17 protein-coding genes are annotated in these 16,921 nt (G+C 69.5%); 8 read left to right on the top strand and 9 right to left on the bottom strand.

From position 1 onward, the window contains the following. Nucleotides 1–83 precede the first annotated feature (83 nt). On the bottom strand, nt 84–341 hold the full coding sequence (locus BM345_RS00185) for an SWIB/MDM2 domain-containing protein (RefSeq protein ID WP_093374330.1): 258 nt from the start codon (nt 339–341) through the stop codon (nt 84–86). A 237-nt stretch (nt 342–578) separates the two neighbouring features. Between BM345_RS00185 and dmeF the strand changes: the two genes are divergently transcribed. Continuing rightward, the gene (dmeF, locus tag BM345_RS00180) at nt 579–1,559 is read left to right on the top strand and encodes a CDF family Co(II)/Ni(II) efflux transporter DmeF (protein ID WP_093374328.1); all 981 of its coding nucleotides are present in this window, start codon (nt 579–581) and stop codon (nt 1,557–1,559) included. Nucleotides 1,560–1,574: 15 nt separating this feature from the next. Here the strand turns inward: dmeF and BM345_RS00175 are convergent, their stop codons facing one another. After that, on the bottom strand, nt 1,575–2,483 hold the full coding sequence (locus BM345_RS00175; RefSeq protein ID WP_139237421.1) for a peptidoglycan-binding domain-containing protein: 909 nt from the start codon (nt 2,481–2,483) through the stop codon (nt 1,575–1,577). 128 nt (nt 2,484–2,611) lie between these two features. Continuing rightward, nucleotides 2,612–3,898: a LysR family transcriptional regulator gene (locus tag BM345_RS00170; protein ID WP_093374324.1), complete on the bottom strand. Its 1,287-nt coding sequence runs from the start codon at nt 3,896–3,898 to the stop codon at nt 2,612–2,614. Nucleotides 3,899–4,053: 155 nt separating this feature from the next. Between BM345_RS00170 and BM345_RS00165 the strand changes: the two genes are divergently transcribed. From BM345_RS00165 to BM345_RS00135, 7 genes are all read left to right on the top strand, one after another. Next, on the top strand, nt 4,054–5,082 hold the full coding sequence (locus BM345_RS00165; RefSeq protein WP_093374322.1) for an amidohydrolase family protein: 1,029 nt from the start codon (nt 4,054–4,056) through the stop codon (nt 5,080–5,082). Nucleotides 5,083–5,084: 2 nt separating this feature from the next. Beyond that, complete coding sequence (ligK, locus tag BM345_RS00160; RefSeq protein ID WP_093374320.1) at nt 5,085–5,780, top strand: 4-carboxy-4-hydroxy-2-oxoadipate aldolase/oxaloacetate decarboxylase; 696 nt, start codon at nt 5,085–5,087, stop codon at nt 5,778–5,780. A 37-nt stretch (nt 5,781–5,817) separates the two neighbouring features. Further along, nucleotides 5,818–7,119: a gallate dioxygenase gene (locus BM345_RS00155; RefSeq protein WP_093374318.1), complete on the top strand. Its 1,302-nt coding sequence runs from the start codon at nt 5,818–5,820 to the stop codon at nt 7,117–7,119. 28 nt (nt 7,120–7,147) lie between these two features. Further along, nucleotides 7,148–8,128, top strand: a complete 981-nt coding sequence (locus BM345_RS00150) for a tripartite tricarboxylate transporter substrate binding protein (RefSeq protein ID WP_093374316.1) — start codon at nt 7,148–7,150, stop codon at nt 8,126–8,128. A gap of 11 nt (nt 8,129–8,139) precedes the next feature. Further along, entirely contained in the window at nt 8,140–8,847 is a 708-nt protein-coding gene (locus tag BM345_RS00145) for a substrate-binding domain-containing protein (protein WP_254789391.1), read from the top strand. 50 nt (nt 8,848–8,897) lie between these two features. Further along, complete coding sequence (locus BM345_RS00140; RefSeq protein WP_093374314.1) at nt 8,898–9,284, top strand: DUF1801 domain-containing protein; 387 nt, start codon at nt 8,898–8,900, stop codon at nt 9,282–9,284. A gap of 121 nt (nt 9,285–9,405) precedes the next feature. Further along, a complete protein-coding gene (locus BM345_RS00135; RefSeq protein WP_093374312.1) occupies nt 9,406–9,816 on the top strand; it encodes a hypothetical protein in 411 nt (136 codons plus the stop codon). Here BM345_RS00135 and BM345_RS00130 read toward each other — a convergent pair. From BM345_RS00130 to imuA, 6 genes are all read right to left on the bottom strand, one after another. Then, complete coding sequence (locus BM345_RS00130) at nt 9,807–10,376, bottom strand: NADPH-dependent FMN reductase (protein ID WP_093374311.1); 570 nt, start codon at nt 10,374–10,376, stop codon at nt 9,807–9,809. The two genes, BM345_RS00135 and BM345_RS00130, sit on opposite strands and share 10 nt — an antisense overlap. Before the next feature lie 19 nt (nt 10,377–10,395). Further along, nucleotides 10,396–10,590 carry a hypothetical protein gene (locus BM345_RS00125; RefSeq protein WP_139237420.1) on the bottom strand — a complete coding sequence of 65 codons (195 nt, stop codon included), beginning with the start codon at nt 10,588–10,590 and terminating at the stop codon, nt 10,396–10,398. A 76-nt stretch (nt 10,591–10,666) separates the two neighbouring features. Further along, nucleotides 10,667–11,398 carry a hypothetical protein gene (locus tag BM345_RS00120; protein WP_093374307.1) on the bottom strand — a complete coding sequence of 244 codons (732 nt, stop codon included), beginning with the start codon at nt 11,396–11,398 and terminating at the stop codon, nt 10,667–10,669. Nucleotides 11,399–11,415: 17 nt separating this feature from the next. Continuing rightward, nucleotides 11,416–14,757, bottom strand: coding sequence for an error-prone DNA polymerase (locus tag BM345_RS00115; RefSeq protein ID WP_093374304.1), 3,342 nt, complete (start codon nt 14,755–14,757; stop codon nt 11,416–11,418). Beyond that, nucleotides 14,750–16,126: a Y-family DNA polymerase gene (locus BM345_RS00110; RefSeq protein WP_093374302.1), complete on the bottom strand. Its 1,377-nt coding sequence runs from the start codon at nt 16,124–16,126 to the stop codon at nt 14,750–14,752. Before BM345_RS00110 ends, BM345_RS00115 begins: the two co-directional genes overlap by 8 nt. Further along, a complete protein-coding gene (gene imuA, locus BM345_RS00105; protein WP_093374300.1) occupies nt 16,095–16,910 on the bottom strand; it encodes a translesion DNA synthesis-associated protein ImuA in 816 nt (271 codons plus the stop codon). The genes BM345_RS00110 and imuA overlap by 32 nt, the downstream gene beginning before the upstream one ends. Nucleotides 16,911–16,921: the final 11 nt, after the last annotated feature.

Genomic DNA, 16,921 nt, shown 5'->3' with positions numbered 1-16,921 from the left:
CTGCGCTCGCATGGCGATGCATTGAGCGGCTTCCCGCAACCTTCAGTTACGACGAATCGATTGCGAGAGTCCGGCGACGCAAGTCAGGACAAGTGCTTTCCCACGAGCCCTGACATCTCGAACATCGTCACTTCGGGCTTCCCCATCACCGCCTGAAGCTTGGCATCGCAAAGGATATTGCGCTTGTTGGCTGGGTTCTGGAGGTTGTTCGCCTTGATGTAGTCCCACAGCAACTTCGTGACCTGAGTCCGAGGCTGCGGCGTGGAGCCAATGATGGCTGCGAGTTCGTTGCTGGGCGACAGGGCGCGTGTGAACGCCGTTTGCTTCTTTACAGTGGTCATATTTATCTCGACAAAGCGGTGAACTCTACCAGTCGCCTTCCTGCCACCCGGTGTTGGCGCAAGGCATGCAAAAGTCCCCTCGTCGCTGGCAGTCCCAGAAGGGCTTCGCGGTGCTCGAAGTTCCGTTCAGGCGGCAGCAAACCAGGGTCGCGGCGGCGGCGTGCTTGCGCCATCATCGGGCTTTCCTGTCGATGAGCCTGGATCCCAGGCTGGCCCGACCTTCCCGATCCTACGCCCATGCATACCCACAACCTTTCCCCCTGGCAGCACGAGCACGTCTTCAACACCGGCAACCAGGGCGCGGAACGCAGCACGCGGCTGGTGATGTGGATCACGCTGGCGACCATGGTGGTGGAGATCGGCGCCGGCTGGTGGTTCAACTCCATGGCGCTGCTGGCGGACGGCTGGCACATGAGTTCGCATGCGCTGGCCATCGGCCTGGCGACACTTGCCTATGGCGCCGCGCGGCGCTATGCGAAGGATTCACGCTTTGCCTTCGGCACCTGGAAGATCGAGGTGCTGGGCGGTTTCGCCAGTGCGATCCTGCTGCTGGGCGTTGCCGCGCTGATGGTGGCGGGCTCCGTCGAGCGGCTCTTCTCGCCCCAGCCCATCGCCTACCGGGAGGCCATCGTGGTGGCGATGCTGGGCCTGCTCGTCAACGCGGCCTGCGCGCTGATCCTGGGCCGTGCGCACCACGGTCATGGCCACGATCATGGCCATGCGCACGGCCATGCGCACGGCCATGACCATGGCCACGACCACGGGCACCACCACGGCGAGGACCTGAACCTCAAGTCCGCCTACATGCACGTGGTCGCCGATGCCGCCACCTCGCTGCTGGCCATCGTGGCGCTGGTGGGCGGCTGGCTCTACGGCTGGCGGTGGCTGGACCCGATGATGGGCATCGCGGGCGCCGTGCTGGTGGCCGTCTGGGCCAGGGGCCTGCTGGCACAGACCGGCAAGGTGCTGCTGGACCGCGAGATGGACCACCCGGTGGTGGACGAGATCCGCGAGGTGGTCGAGCAGGACGCCGACCCCAGGGACGAGACCCGCATCGCCGACCTGCACGTCTGGCGCGTGGGCAAGGCGGTGTACGCCTGCGCCATCACGGTGGTCACGCACAGCGCCACCCTGAGCGCCGAGGACATCCGCCGGCGCCTGGCGGTGCACGAGGAGATCGTGCACTCCACCATCGAGGTCCACCGCTGCCCGGAGTGAGCCGGGCCCCCCTCCTCACCCGCCGCCATGCACGAGCTGGGGCGACAACACCGAGCTCATGAAGCGGTAGCTGTTGTTGACGCGGAAGCGCGGGTCGGTCTTGACCAGCGCCATGAACTGCCGGTGCCCGTTGCGGGTGCGGCCCACCAGGCAGCCGGCGCTGGCGCTGCGCACGTCGTCGCGCGCGAAGTCGAAGCCCCAGTGCTGGTTGATGCCGAACATGCCGGTGAATATCTTGTCGCCCGCGGGGTCGAAATTCTCGTCCTTGTCGCGCGAGATTCTCAGGTTCTCGGTCTGCACCAGCGCCTCGTGCGCGCTGGGCGTGTTGGCCTTGTGGATGCCAACCGACCAGGCCTTGTACTGCCCCGCGACGATGTGGGCCGCGCCTTCCACGTTGAGCTTCTTCGTCTTCACGTAGAAGGTGCCGGGCTCGGTGGTGGCTTCCCAGGCGGCCCCTACCGTGGGCACGCCGCCAGCGTCCACGCGGATGAGCAGCCGTACGTCCTGGAACTTGTTGTGCGAGTCCTCGTTGGGTGCGCCGTCCGCGTCGGTGCCGTCCACGTACACGATGTTGAGGCAATCGGGATGGCGGCAGACCCAGTCGCCGCGCGCAAGCATCGCGCTCACCACCCGGCCTGCAAAGTCGCCGCCGGGCAGCAGCGGAAAGAGGCTGGCCGCCTGCGGGTCGAGCATGGCCCTCGCGCCTTCCGCACCCAGCCGCTCGGCAACGGGCACGTTCAGCATGCGGCGCAGGAACTCCGACAGCGCCCATTGCGACACCGGGCCAAATCGGCCGTCGGCGGGCGGATCCAGCAGTCCGATCTCGCCCAGGCGCTTCTGCACCTGCAGCGCCAGCATCTCGTCGCCGGCGAGTTGCGGAAAGGTCAGCACCTTGCCCTGGGTGACGACTTCTTCAAGGGTCATGATGGCCACGCCTCCAGTTTCGGAAGTGGGCCACACGCTACCCCCAAACGTGGCAACAAGGGGCAACCGGATATGCAAGGGCAGCAACCCGGCACGCTGCCCACGCGCGGGCGACGAGCTTCGCGGCGCTAAGAGGGCCCTGGCTCGAGGCGCTGGAAATCCTCCGACTGCGACACCACCTGCTCGATCTGCGCCATCAGTGCCCGGGCGCCCGGCGAGGCGAAGGCGCCCTGGCGCTGCGAGAGGCCGATCTGCCGGCGCGTGGCGTCGAGCGCGAAGTCGAGCACCACCAGGCTGCCGTCCCGGATCTCGTAGCGCAGCTGGTGCGGGGAGATGGCGGTGAGCATGTCGCTCTCCAGGAGCAGGCCGCGCAGCACCGCCAGGTCGCCGGTCTCCACCGCCGGCACCAGCGGCGCCTGCCGGGCCTGCGCAAAAAAGCGCTCCAGCAGCTCGCGCGACGGCGCGCCCTGGCGCGACAGGGCCCATCTGGCCCGCCGCAAGTCATCGAAGTCGACGTACCGCCCGGCACGCGCGAGCGGGTGTCCCGCGCGCGCGATCACGGCGATGCGGTCGTCGAACAAGGGCTGCTGCTGCAGGCCAGGCGCCTCCTCGGCCGAGCGCAATGCGCCCAGGATGAAATCGATGTCGCCGCTGCGCAGCGATGCGGCCAGGGCCGCGTAGGGACTCTCCACCGTGGCGACATGCAGCCCCGGGTGCTGCGACAGCAGCCGAGCAATGGCCAGCGGCAGGATCTGCGTGCGCCCCAGCGGCAGCGCGCCCACCACCACGCTGCCCTGCAGCCGGCCCTCGCTGGCCGCGATGTCGGGGCCGATGTGGCGCAGTTCCGCCAGCACGCGCTTGAAGTGGAAGGCCACGATCTCGCCGGCCGGGGTGGGCGAAAGGCCGCGCGCCTTGCGCTCGAACAGGGGCGTGCCCAGCCCTTCCTCCAGGTCCTTCAGCGCGCCGCTGATGGCCGGTTGGCCGATGCCGAACTCCTGCGCCACCGCCGGCATGCTGCGCTTCTCGGCCAGGCTGGCGATCACCGCGAGGCGGCGGCCGTTGAGGATGGCGCCGAAGAGCGAGCGCACGTCGGCCGAGGCGCCGATGCCGCGCGCCGCCAGCAGGGCGCGCGCGTCCTCGAACTCGTTCTCGATGCGTCTTGCGCGCGCCAGCACCAGCTCGCCGTAGGCGTTGAGCGCCATGCCGCGCGCGCGCCGCTCGAACAGCGGCCGGCCCAGCGCCGCCTCCAATTCAGAGATCGCGCGCGTCACGCCCGAGGCCACGCGGTAGAGGCTGTCGGCGGCGCGCGCGACGCTGCCCGCCTCGGCCACCGCGCTGAAGGCGCGCAGGTGCCGCAGGTTGATGCCCAGGGCACCGGCTTCGATCACTTTTTCGTGGCGCTCGTCGGGCTTCATGGCCGGCCTGTTCTCTCTGGCCCCTTGCTGGAGGCATCCGAGGCGCAACCCTAACAGATCAGAAAGTTTGATGGCAGAACAAGCCGAACTCACCCCAGGACCCCCCCGCCCGCATCAGACTCCAGCCAGAGACACAACTCCCTTCGAGCACGGCCATGATCATCGACTGCCACGGTCACTACACCACCGCGCCCAAGGCGCTCGAGGACTGGCGCAACCGCCAGGTCGCGAGCCTGGGCAACCCCGCCGAAACGCCCTCGCCCGCCTCGCTGAAGATCAGCGACGACGAGCTGCGCGAATCCATCGAGACCAACCAGCTGGCCAAGATGCGCGAGCGCGGCAGCGACCTCACCATCTTCTCGCCGCGCGCCAGCTTCATGGCGCACCACATCGGCGACTTCGAGACCAGCAGCACCTGGGCTGCCATCTGCAACGAGCTGTGCCATCGCGTGGCGCAGCTGTTCCCCGACAACTTCGTGGGCGCGGCCATGCTGCCCCAGTCGCCGGGGGTGGACCCGCGCACCTGCCTTCCGGAGCTGGAGCGCTGCGTGAAGGACTACGGCTTCGTGGGCATCAACCTCAACCCCGATCCTTCGGGCGGCCACTGGACTTCGCCGCCGCTGTCCGACCGCCACTGGTATCCCATCTACGAAAAGATGGTGGAGCTGGACATTCCGGCCATGGTGCACGTGAGCACCAGTTGCAATGCCTGCTTCCACACCACCGGCGCGCACTACCTGAACGCCGACACGACGGCCTTCATGCAGTGCCTGACCTCGGACCTGTTCAAGGACTTCCCCACGCTGCGCTTCGTGATCCCGCACGGCGGCGGCGCGGTGCCCTACCACTGGGGGCGCTTCCGCGGCCTGGCGCAGGAGATGAAGAAGCCGCTCTTGAAGGACCACCTGCTGAAGAACATCTTCTTCGACACCTGCGTCTACCACCAGCCGGGCATCGACCTGCTGACCGGCGTGATCCCGGTCGACAACATCCTCTTTGCCAGCGAGATGATCGGCGCGGTGCGCGGCGTGGACCCGGAGACCGGCTTCTACTACGACGACACGCGCCGCTACATCGACGCCACGCCCAAGCTCGACGATGCGCAGCGCAGGCAGGTGTACGAAGGCAACGCACGGCGCGTCTATCCCCGCCTGGACAGGCAACTCAAGGCGAAGGGACTCTGACCATGGCCAACGCATTCCAGGAATTGGGCGTGGTGTATCGCAACATCGTGCGAGCCGACCGCGCGGCGGTCGAGGCGCTGTCGCGCTTCGGCGTCTCCACCGTGCACGAGGCCATGGGGCGCCTCGGGCTCATGCAGCCCTACATCCGCCCCATCTACCCGCAGGCGCGCCTGTGCGGCACCGCCGTCACCGTGCTGCTGCAGCCGGGCGACAACTGGATGATGCACGTGGCGGCCGAGCAGATCCGGCCGGGCGACGTGGTGGTGGCCGCCTGCACCACCGAGAACGCCGACGGCTTCTTCGGTGACCTGCTGGCGACCTCCTTCAAGTCGCGCGGCTGCGCGGGGCTGGTGATCGACGGCGGCGCGCGCGACGTCCGCGATCTCACCGAGATGGGCTTTCCGGTGTTCAGCCGCGCCATCCACGCCAAGGGCACGATCAAGGCGACGCTGGGCTCGGTGAACGTGCCGGTGGTCTGCGCCGGCGCCCTGGTCAACCCCGGCGACGTGGTGCTGGCCGACATCGACGGCGTGGTGGTGGTGCCCGCCGCGCGCGCGCAGCAGGTGGCCGACGCTGCGCAGGCGCGCGAATCCAACGAAGGCGCCAAGCGCCAGCGCTTTGCCGCCGGCGAGCTGGGCCTGGACATGTACGGCATGCGCGAGCCCCTGGCCAAGGCAGGCCTTCGCTACATCGACTGACCACCCTCCGCCACACACTCACCAGAAGAAGCTTCACATGGCTCGCATCATCGGCGCGATCGCCTGTTCGCACACGCCCACCATCGGCTTCGCCTTCGACAAGAAGAAGCAGCAGGACCCGGTGTGGGCACCCATCTTCGAATCCTTCGCACCCGTGCGCAGGTGGCTCCAGGAGAAGAAGCCGGACGTTCTCTTCGTGATCTACAACGACCACGTCAGCGCCTTCTTCTTCGACCACTACAGCGCCTTCGCGCTCGGCGTGGGACCACAGCACCCGGTGGCCGACGAGGGCGGCGGCGCGCGCGAGCTGCCGCCGCTGGCAGGCCATCCGCAGTTGGCGCAGCACATCGGCCGCTCGCTGGTGGCAGACGAGTTCGACATGTCCTTCTTCCAGGACAAGGCACTGGACCACGGCGTGTACTCGCCCATGTCCCTGCTGTGCCCGCACGAGCCCACGTGGCCGGTGCCGGTGATCCCGCTGCAGGTGGGCGTGCTGCAGTCGCCCGTTCCCTCGGCGCGCCGCTGCTACAAGCTGGGGCAGGCACTGCGCCGCGCCATCGAGAGCTACCCGGAAGACCTGAAGGTGGCCATCGTCGCTACCGGCGGGCTGTCGCACCAGGTGCACGGCGAACGGGCGGGCTTCAACAACACCGCATGGGACGAGCAGTTCCTCGGCCTCATCGAGAACGACCCGGTGCGCATCACCGAGATGACACAGGCGGAGCTGGCCACGCTGGGCGGCTTCGAGGGCGCCGAGGTGATCATGTGGCTGGTGATGCGGGGTGCCCTCTCCGCCAACATCCGCAAGATGCACCAGAGCTACTACCTGCCATCGATGACGGGCATCGCCACCGCCATCTACGAGAACCTGGCGAGCGAGCCCATCGCGGGCGAAGTGCAGCGCCATCGCCGCCACATGGACGAGCAGGTCGCCGGCGTCGAGAAGCTGCCCGGCACCTACCCTTTCACGCTGGAGACGAGCGTGCGCGCCTACCGGCTGAACAAGTTCCTGCACGACATGGTGCTGCCCTCGCACCGCGAGCGCTTCATGGCGGATGCGCAGGCGCTGTTCGAGGAAGCCGGGCTGAGCGAAGTCGAGTGCGAGATGGTGCGCCAGCGCGACTGGCGCGCGCTCATCCGCTACGGCGTGATCTTCTTCATGCTGGAGAAGCTGGGCGCGGTGGTGGGCGTGTCCAACCTGCACATCTACGCCGCCATGCGCGGCCAATCGCTCGAAGAATTCCAGAAGACCCGCAACGCGCCGGGCGCGCTGTATTCGGTGGCAGGCAAGGATGCCGCGCCACAGGCGTGGGACGCGGCAGCACCCGCCCCGCGCTGATCAAGAACTTCCAGACCAAGGACATCCCATGACATCGCTTGTTCGCAAAGTCGCCGCCGCCTGCCTGGGCGCGGGCCTGCTCGCTTCTTCTCTCGCTGCTTGCGCGGCCGATGCCTGGCCCACCCGGCCCATCCGCGTGGTGGTGGGCTACAGCGCCGGCGGCGCGGTGGACCTGATCGCGCGAACTGTGGGTCAGCAGCTTGCCGCGCAACTCGGCCAGCCCGTGATCGTGGACAACAAGCCGGGGGCCGGCACCAACATCGCGGTGAAGTCGGTCACCGGCGCCGCGCCCGACGGCTACACGCTGATGCTGGCGGCCAACGCACTGGCAGTGAATCCGTCGCTGTTCAAGCCCGCGCCCTACGACCTGGCCAAGGACATCACGCCGGTGTCCCTGGTGGGCCGCGTGCCGGTGGTGTTCGCCACCCGCGAAGACGGCGAGCTCAAGAGCCTGGCGCAACTGGTGACCGCGGCCAAGGGCAGGCCCAACGCCCTCAGCCTGGCCACGCCGGGCAATGGCTCCACGCCGCACCTGGCGATGGAGCTGTTCGCGCACACGGCCGGCATCCAGCTGCGCCACGTGCCCTACAAGGGCGGCTCGCAGGCGCTCACCGACACCATCGGCGGCCACACCGAGATCGTGGCGGTCAACGCGCTGGAGGCTGCGCCGCTGGCCAAGGCCGGAAAGCTGCGCGTGCTGGCGGTGATGAGCCCCGAGCGCAGCGGCGTGCTGCCCAACGTGCCCACGGTGGCCGAGTCGGGCTACCCGGGCTTCGAGGCCAGCGTCTGGTACGGCTTCTTCGGCCCCGCGGGGCTGCCGCAGCCCATCGTCGCGAAGCTGCACGAGGCCGTGCAGAAGGCCATCGAGTCGCGCGAGGTGCGCGAGCAACTCGCCGCCGCGGGCGGCATTCCCCTGCCCGGCCCCACCGCCCAGTTCGACAAGCTGATCAAGAGCGAGGCCGCGCGCTATGGCCAGCTGATCCGCGAAGCGGGCATCCAGCCCGATTGACTCCTTCGCGAATGAACTCCATTGCGATGGGCAACACCGACATCCGCGGCATCTGTTCCATGGCCACGCGCGGTCTGCTGGCCGAGCTTTGCGCCGAGTACGCGCAGCGCAGTGGCATCGCAATCGACATCGAGGCCGCAGGCGGTGTCGACGCGGCCAAGCGGGTGTCGGCGGACGAGCCCTTCGACGTGGTCTTCCTCGCGGCCGATGCCATCGCAAGGCTGGCGGCCGCTGGCAAGGTGGACCCGACCAGTCAAACCGCTCTGGTGACGTCGGGCGTCGCGGCGGCCGTGCCGGCGGGGGCCCTACGGCCCGATCTTTCCAGCGAAGCGGCCGTGCGCGCGGCCGTGCTGGCGGCCCCCCGCATCGCCTACTCCACCGGCCCGAGTGGCGTCGCGCTGCTGGAGCTGTTCCAGCGCTGGGGCGTCGGCGAGCAGTTGCGCAACCGGCTGCTGCAGGCGCCTTCCGGCGTGCCGGTGGGTACGCTGCTGGCGCGCGGCGAAGCGACGCTGGGTTTCCAGCAGCTCAGCGAGCTGATCGGCCTGCCGGGCATCGAACTGCTGGGACCGTTGCCCGAACCCATCCGGATCGACACAGTCTTCAGCGGTGCCATCTGCACCGCAGGGGCACGACCCGAGGCGGCGCGCGCCCTGCTCGGCTTTCTCGCATCGCCCGCCTGCGACGAGTCCAAGCGCCGGCATGGCATGGCGCCGGCCTGAAACAGCGACCATCCTGCTAATCTGCGCGGCCTCTTCTCCAGGAGCCACGCATGCAGAAAAGCCCCGCCGCCGAATCGCCCGATGCCTACGTGGCCGCGCTCGACGGCTGGCGCCATGCGCTGGTCGTGGCGCTGCGCGACGCCGTGCGTTCCGCCGGCCTGGGCGATGAGCGCATCAAGTGGGGGCACCTGGTCTATTTCTCGAACGGCCCGGTGCTGCTGATCCGGGCCGAGGAGGCGCGTGTGCTCTTCGGCTTCTGGCGCGGCCGGCGGTTGCGTGAGATCGAGCCCGGCCTGCGTCCGGGCGGCAAGTTCGAGATGGCCACGCTGGAGCTGCGCGAGGGCATGGCCATCGCGCCGGCCAGGGCGCTGAAGCTGGCCCGCGAGGCGGCGCGGCTGAACAAGGACCTGGGCGATCCGACGGCCCGCGCGGCCTGACGTGAAAATGTCACTTTGCGGCGGTGCAATGCGCACTCCACGCCGGGCAGTCTCTTGCGTAGATTCGCGTCCATGAGACGCGCAACCGGCATCGCGGTCTCCTCACACCGGAGTTAGCGCCATGTCATTCGCCCAACGCCCCCTGGTCCGCCTGGTCGCCGTGCTGTCGCTGGCGGCCAGTGCATGGGCCGTGACCGCGCCGGCGCAGGCTGCATCCGATGACGAGCGCAGCTACCTCAGCAAGCCCGAGATCCAGACGCAGATCGTCGGGCACGGCATCCTGTCGAAGAACGTGGCGAGCGGCAAGCTCTCGCACTGGGAATTCCATCCCGACGGCCGCGTGGAGGCGGTCAGCCGCAACGGCCTTGGCAGTGCCTCGGGCACCTGGACACTGCGCGACGACGGCCAGATGTGCGTGAACATGCTGGGTCGCTCCGGCTGCCGCTACTGGTTCCGCAAGGGAAACGCCTTCGCCAACTCGGACACCCGCGCGCCGGATGCGCAGGCGGTGGCCGAAGTCAGCTACGACTGAGCCGGCTGCCTGGCCTGCACGTAGGCCGCGAAGTCCGCAATGAACTTCGCCAGCCGCGTGCGCGTGGCCTCATCCGACAGCTTTCCCTGGGCATCCATCAAGGTATTGGCACGTGCCACCGCAAGGCGGCCGCCGGCCCAGGTGTCGGCCTGCAGCGTGCGCAGCACCGGCAGCCAGGCGGTCTGGCTGATCAGGGTGCCGTAAGGCCCCGGCGAAGCCCCGCAGATGGCCACCGGCTTGCCACCGAACACGCGAGGGATGTCGGTGGCCGGGCGACTGAGCCAGTCGATGGCGTTCTTGAACACGCCCGGAATCCCGTTGTTGTATTCGGGGGTGAACAACACCAGGCCGTCGGCCGCGGCGATCTGGTCCTTGAGCTGGGCGGCGGCCGGCGGAATGCCTTCGGCGGCCTCGAGGTCGCCGTCGTACAGGGGAATGCCACGGATGGAACCCGCCACCAGCTCGACGCCTGCAGGGGCCAGCTCGATGGCGGCGTTCAGGAGGGCGGTGTTGAAGGATGCGCGACGCAGGGCGCCGGAGATGCCGATGAGTCTGGTCATCGGCGAAGCTTAAGGCCAGTCAGTGAAGCAGGAAGCGCTTGACGACGGCAGCGAGGATCACGAGGCCGACCACCCACAGTGCGATCTGCACCCAGCCGCGGCCGGAAGACTTCGGGCGGCGCGACTGCTGGATGTCCATGCGCAAGGAGGCGAATTCGGAGCGGTCCGGCTTGTCGCGGACGGAGTCGTAATACGGGTTGCGGTCTTGAGACATGGTGTAACCCATTGTCATTACTTTTAACGTCCGTGTCTATTTGTGCATCCCCCGGATTTCGAGACTTATTACCGCTTCACTCCTCTCCGTTGAGGAGGCCCTGTGCTTCCTCGTCGAAACCGGGCACCGGTTGGGCCTTGGCCAGCGCCAGCCACACCTGGAAGGGCAGCCGCTCGAGCTCGCGGTGCTGGGCGGCGCGCTCCACCGTCAGCCGGCCTTCCTGGGCAATCAGCACGCCGCACTCGGCCGGGATTTCCTCCGCCCTGGCAATCGGCTTGCCTCTGGCGTCGCAGCCCAGCACGTACCAGCACTCGCCACCCAGGTCGAGGTAGGCGGCGCGCTTGTCGGGCTTCTTCAAGTCGGCCAGCAGGTCGGCGCGGCGCACCTTGATCTCGTGGACGATGGGATGGGCATAGGCTTCCACGCTGGTGTTGCGGATGGAGAAGACATCCGGCTTGGCCATGCACCAGCGCGCCGGGTCTTCGGGCGTGGCGCCACCCACGCGTGCGCGCAGCATCAGGCCGCGCCAGGCGACGCGGCCGGCGCGGGTCATCTCGCGCGCCACCTGCTCCACCAGCGCCTCGTGCGAGGTCATCACCGCGCGGTTGGTGCCCAGGGTGTCGGCGATGCGGGCGATGCCGGCGTCGCTCACGCGCAGCGTCTCGTGGCCCTCGGCGGAACGCACCCGTTCCAGCAGGCCGGCGGCCAGCAGTTCGATCTCGATGCCGTCGCAGCAGGGCCAGCCCGCACTGCGGTACATCTCGCGCAGGCGGCGCGCGTGCAGGCGGCCGAAGGGGATCTCGGACATTCGTGGAAGGTTAGCGGCTAGTGGAAGTCCCGGCTGCGGCTGGCCTCCGCCAGCCGACCCAGCAGCGGCGTGAGGTCCCTGAAGCCGGTGGCCACCACGTGGCGCACCTCGCCGCCGCTGTCCACGTCGCGCTGCCAGGTGCCCTGCACCGCCAGCAGCTTCGCCTTGAGCAGAGGCTCGCGCCAGTCCTCGGCCACGCGCTCCCAGACGATCACGTTGATGTTGCCGGTCTCGTCCTCCAGCGTGACGAACATGGTGTTGTTGGCCGTTCCCGGCCGTTGGCGGCCCATGACGATGCCGCAGGCGCGCACCGTCTGGCCGCTTTCCAGGTCGTGCAGCTGCGCCGCGCTGGCCAGGCGCAGGCGGGCCAGGCGCGGACGCAGCAGCGCCAGCGGATGGCGCCGCAGGGTGAAGCCCAGCGAGGCGTAGTCGCCCACGATCTCCTCTCCCTCGGGGGCAGCCGGCAGGGCCAGCGATGCTTCCTCCACGGGCACGCCCTTGAGCAGGGCCGGCGCGCGGCGCTGCGCGGTCGCGTCCCACACCTGCTGGCGGCGGTGGCCCGAGAGCGAGGCGAGCGCATCGGCCGCGGCCAGCGCGCCCATGTCGCGCGCATCGAGTTCGGCGCGAAGGGCCAGGTCCTCGGTGCTGGTGAAGCGACGCTGTTCGCGCGCCTTCACGATGCGTTCGGCGCCCGCCTCGCTCAGGCTGGCCACGCGGCGCAGGCCAAGTCGCAGCGCGGGCTGCGGGCCGTCGCCATGGCGATCTGCATGGCGCGCATCCACAGGCGGCAGTTGCGGGCCGGGTTGCTCCAGGGTGCAGTCGAGCTCGCTGTGCACCACGTCCACCGCCCGCACTTCCACACCGTGGCGGCGCGCGTCCTGTACCAGTTGCGAAGGTGAATAGAAGCCCATGGGCTGCGAGTCGAGCAAGGCCGCCAGGAAGCAGGCGGGCTCGTGCAGCTTGATCCACGCGCTCACATACACCAGCAGCGCGAAGCTGGCCGCGTGGCTTTCCGGAAAGCCGTACTCGCCGAAGCCCAGCACCTGCTGGAAGATGCCCTCGGCGAACTCGGGCGCGTAGCCGCGGTCGATCATGCCCTGCACCAGCGGCACGTAGAACTTCTCGATGCCGCCCTTGCGCTTCCACGCGGCCATGGAACGGCGCAGGCGGTCGGCCTGGTCGGCGCTGAACTCGGCGGCGATCATGGCGATCTGCATCACCTGCTCCTGGAAGATGGGCACGCCAAGGGTGCGGCCCAGCGCGGGCCGCAGCGCCGGATAAGGCTCGGGCACTTCCTCGCCGCGCCGCAGCTTCTCGCGGTTCTTCAGGTACGGATGCACCATGCCGCCCTGGATCGGGCCGGGACGCACGATGGCCACCTCGATCACCAGGTCCTCGTAGCAGCGCGGACGCAGGCGCGGCAGCATGGACATCTGGGCGCGGCTCTCGATCTGGAACACGCCGATGGTGTCGGCCGCGCAGATCATGTCGAAGACCTTCTCGTCGGCCTGCGGTACCTGGTAGATGGCCATGGGCGTATTGCGCCAGTGGGCGCGCAGGTCCAGCGCGCGGCGGATGGCGCTGAGCATGCCCAGCGCCAGCACGTCGACCTTGAGCATGCCCATGGCCTCCAGGTCGTCCTTCTCCCACTGGATGATGGAGCGCTCCTTCATGGCCGCGTTCTCCACCGGCACCAGCCGCGTGAGCCGCGACTGGGTGAGCACGAAGCCGCCCACGTGCTGGCTCAGGTGCCGCGGAAAGCCCTTGAGAGTCTGCGTGAGCTCCAGCCACTGCGTGAGCTTGAACTCGTCGTTCTCTTGCACGCCGCAGCGCGCCTGCGCCTCCTGCAGTCGGTCGGTGAGCAGCTTGTCACTGAACCAGTAGTGGTCCTTGGCGAACTCGTCCACCAGGCGCTCGTGGATGCCCAGTGCCTTGCCCACGTCGCGCAGGGCGCTGCGCGAGCGCCAGCAGATGACCACGGCCGCGATGGCGGCGCGCTCGCGGCCGTACTTGCCGTAGATGTACTGGATGACTTCCTCGCGCCGCTGGTGCTCGAAGTCCACGTCGATGTCCGGCGGCTCGCGCCGCTCGCGGCTCATGAAGCGCTCGAAGAGCAAGGTGCCCTTTTCGGGGTCGATGGCGGTGATGCCCAGGCAATAGCACACCGCCGAGTTGGCCGAGGAGCCGCGGCCCTGGCACAGGATGTTCCGGCTCCTGGCGAAGGCCACGATGTCTTCCACCGTGAGGAAGAACATCTCGTACTGCATCTCGGTGATGAGCGCGAGCTCGTGCCGGACCTGCTTGTCCACCTTGGGCGGGATGCCGGCGGGATAGCGCAGCTTCGCGCCCGCCCAGGTCTTGCGCGCCAGCGTCTGGGCCGGGGTGTCGCCGCCGGCCACGTTCTCCAGCGGGTACTTGTAGTGCTCGCGGATCACGTCCAGGTCGAAGCGGCAGCGCGCGGCCGCCACCTGCGTGTTGGCCAGCAGCTCGGGCGGGTAGAGCTGCGCCAGGCGAAGGCGCGCGCGCAGGTGGCGCTCTGCATTGGCCTGCAGCGCGAAGCCGCATTCGGCCACGGACTTGCCCTCGCGCACCGCGGTGGCCACGTCCTGCAATGGCTTGCGCGAGCGGGCGTGCATGTGCACGTCGCCGCTGGCCAGCAGCGGCACGCCGGTGGCCTCGCCCACGCGCTGCAGGTTCATCAGCCACAGGTCGTCGTCGAACTCGTTGGGCAGCTCGACCGCGAGCCACAGGTGCTCGCCGTGGAGCTGGAGGGCGCGCGACAGGTCGGCGCAGAAGCCGTCGAAGTCGGCGATGCCGCCGTTCACGCGCCGGGGCGTGACCAGGATCTCGCAGTGCGTGAGCGAGGCGATGTCGCTGCTTTCCCAGCTCACGTGGTACTCGCCCTTGGGCGCGCTCATGCGCGCGGCGGTGATGAATTCGCAGAGGTTGCCCCAGCCCTGCAGATCATGCGCCAGCGCCACCAGCTTCAGGTGGCCGAAGTCGAACTCGCTGCCCGGCAGGAAGCGGAAGGCCTCGTTGCGCGGCTGCGGCGGCAGCTCGGGATGTTCCTTGTCGAACTCGTCCAGCGCCTCGCGCAGCTCGCGCAGGCCCACGTGGGCGCGCACCACGCCGGCCACCGAGCATTCGTCGGTGAGGGCCAGGGCCGAGTAGCCCAGCCGGTAGGCGCGCTCCACCAGTTCCTCCGGATGCGAGGCGCCGCGCTGGAAGCTGAAGTTGGACAGGCAGTGCAGCTCCGCATAGTCCGGCAGCGCGGGCGGGCCGGACGGGCGGCGCGGCAGCTCGACCACCTTCTTCTGCTTGCGGCGCGCGCGCAGCTGCTTGTCGCTGAGCTCAGGCATACACGCCCTGCAGGAACCAGCGCGGTGCCTCCTCGGCCAGCCAGGCCGAGGAACGCTCGCGGTAGATCCACACCAGCCCCGCGCCGGGGCTCTCGGCGATGAAGTAGTCGCGCACCGCGAGCTGGCCCTCGTTCCACCAGCCGGCCTCCACCCGCTGCGGCCCGACCAGCTTCGCCAGGCGGCCGTGGTAGTGCGGATGGCCCTCGCGCAACTCCAGCCGCAAGGGCTCGCGCAGCAGCCAGGGCGGGTACAGGGCGCCCGGCGCCGACGGCTGCAACGGGCTTGCCGGTGCATCGGCCTTGGCAGCGCTCTTCTTGCGGCCGCGTGCCGCCGCGGCGACGGTGGTGGTCGCGCGCGCCCAGCGCTGCATGCGCTCGGGCCGGTGGTCGGCCTGGGCCACCGGCACCAGCACCTGGTCGGGCCCCAGGCGCGCGCCCAGGCGCTCGACCAGTTCGTGAAGCTTGTCGCCCTTGCGGTTGTCCTCGGGCAGGAAGCTGGTGCTGGCGCCGGCCCAGGGCACGGTCTCGATGGAGCGCAGGCGCAACCAGTTGGCCGGCGCGCCCAGCCGGATGAGCGCCAGGCGTTCGGACAAGAGGCGCCGCAGGTGCGCCATGTCCTGCGTGGCCTGGGCGGTGCGCACCACGACCTGCTCGTTGCGCGGCAGGTCGACGCCGTTGAAGCGGCGCAGGTCCAGCGTCCATTGCAGCTCCAGCGCCAACACGCCCTGCTGCCGGGCCCGCAGCCAGATCTGCAGGCCGGCCAGCAGTCGGTTGGCCGACCACAGCAGCTCGGGCGCGCTCTCGGCCAGGGCGGGCAGCTCCAGCTTCTGCTCGAACACCTCGGGCAGTTCCAGCCAGCGGTAGCTCTCGGGGCGGCGGCCCCAGGCCATGTCCAGCGCATCGCGCAGGCCGGCGCCGAATCGCCGCACCAGGCCGCCGCGCGGCAGCGCATCGACCTGGCCCCAGCTGCGGCAGCCCATGCGGGCCAGCAGCTCCAGGTGCTCGCGGGCGGCAGTGAGCGTGTCCAGCGGAAGTCCGCCGGGCAGCTCGGCGGGCAGCGCTTCGCCGCGCGCGAACAGGCGCAGCCGCGCCAGCGCCACCAGGCTGGTGGCGCCCTGCGCCTGCTGGATGCGGGTGCCGGGCACCGGGTTGAGGCGCGCCAGCTCGCGCATCAGCGCACGCTTGCCACCCCAGAGCCGCTCGCAGGCCGAGACCTCCAGCAGCAGGCCCTCGTCCACCCAGGCCACGCGCGGCGTGAACTGCAGCGCCCACCAGCCCAGCGCCTGCGCATCGGGCATGTCGATGGGGCGAGGCGGGTCGGTGTCGGGGACCGATTCTTCAGGCGACCAGCGCAAGGCGATCCAGTGCATGGATGCCCTCCTTCTGCGTCTGCAACGACGTCAGCCCCTGCAGGCGCACCACGGTGGGCGCCTCGCCCGGCACCACCTGGCCGGCCTGCTGCTGGCGCGCCTTGCGCCGCAGCTGGCTGGCCGCCAGCAAGGCAGCCAGGCGGTCGCTGCGCGCCGGCAGGGTGAGTGGCGCCGCCAGCGGCGGGCCGCGGCGCTTGAGGATGCGGATGTCCAGCTGCTGCGGCCCGGCCTCGGACAACGCCAGACGCAGCCGCGCGGGCGAAGCCGACAGCGCCGCCGACTCAGGCCGGAACACGAACAGCAGCGTTTCGTGCTGCGCCGCCGCCAGTTGCAGCCGGCGCAGCTCGCCCACCCGAACGCGCGGCAGCCAGGCCAGCACCGCCGACACCTCGGCGCAGCGCAATGCCTGCTCGCAGGCCCACAGGCGCGCGGCCGGGGCCTCGCTGCGGATCCACAGCAGCGCCTCGGGCGGCAGGCCGCCAGCCGCCAGGGCCGGGACGAAAGGCTCGTAGGGCGCGCCGACCAATGCCACCGGCGCACTCTTCCTGTGCTGCACCGCCTGCGCCAGCGCCGGCAACAGAAGTTGCCAGACATGGGCCTGCGGGCTGGCCTGCAGCAGTTCGGTGAGCGCGCCCACCGGCCAGCCGCCTCCGGGCAGCTGCGCGTCGAGCACGGCATGGCCGGTGGGCACCACCGCGGCATCGGCCGCGCCCAGCTCGTCGCCGCGCCAGATCGACTGGCCGGCAGGAAGGGACGAAAGACTGGAGAGAGAAAGGAGGCCCATGATGATGCTGA

The sequence above is a fragment of the Variovorax sp. OV329 genome (genome assembly GCF_900114785.1).
GTDB lineage: Bacteria > Pseudomonadota > Gammaproteobacteria > Burkholderiales > Burkholderiaceae_C > Variovorax.
The sequence above is the reverse complement of the archived record's forward strand: the minus strand, read 5'-3'. Positions and strand labels throughout refer to the sequence as shown.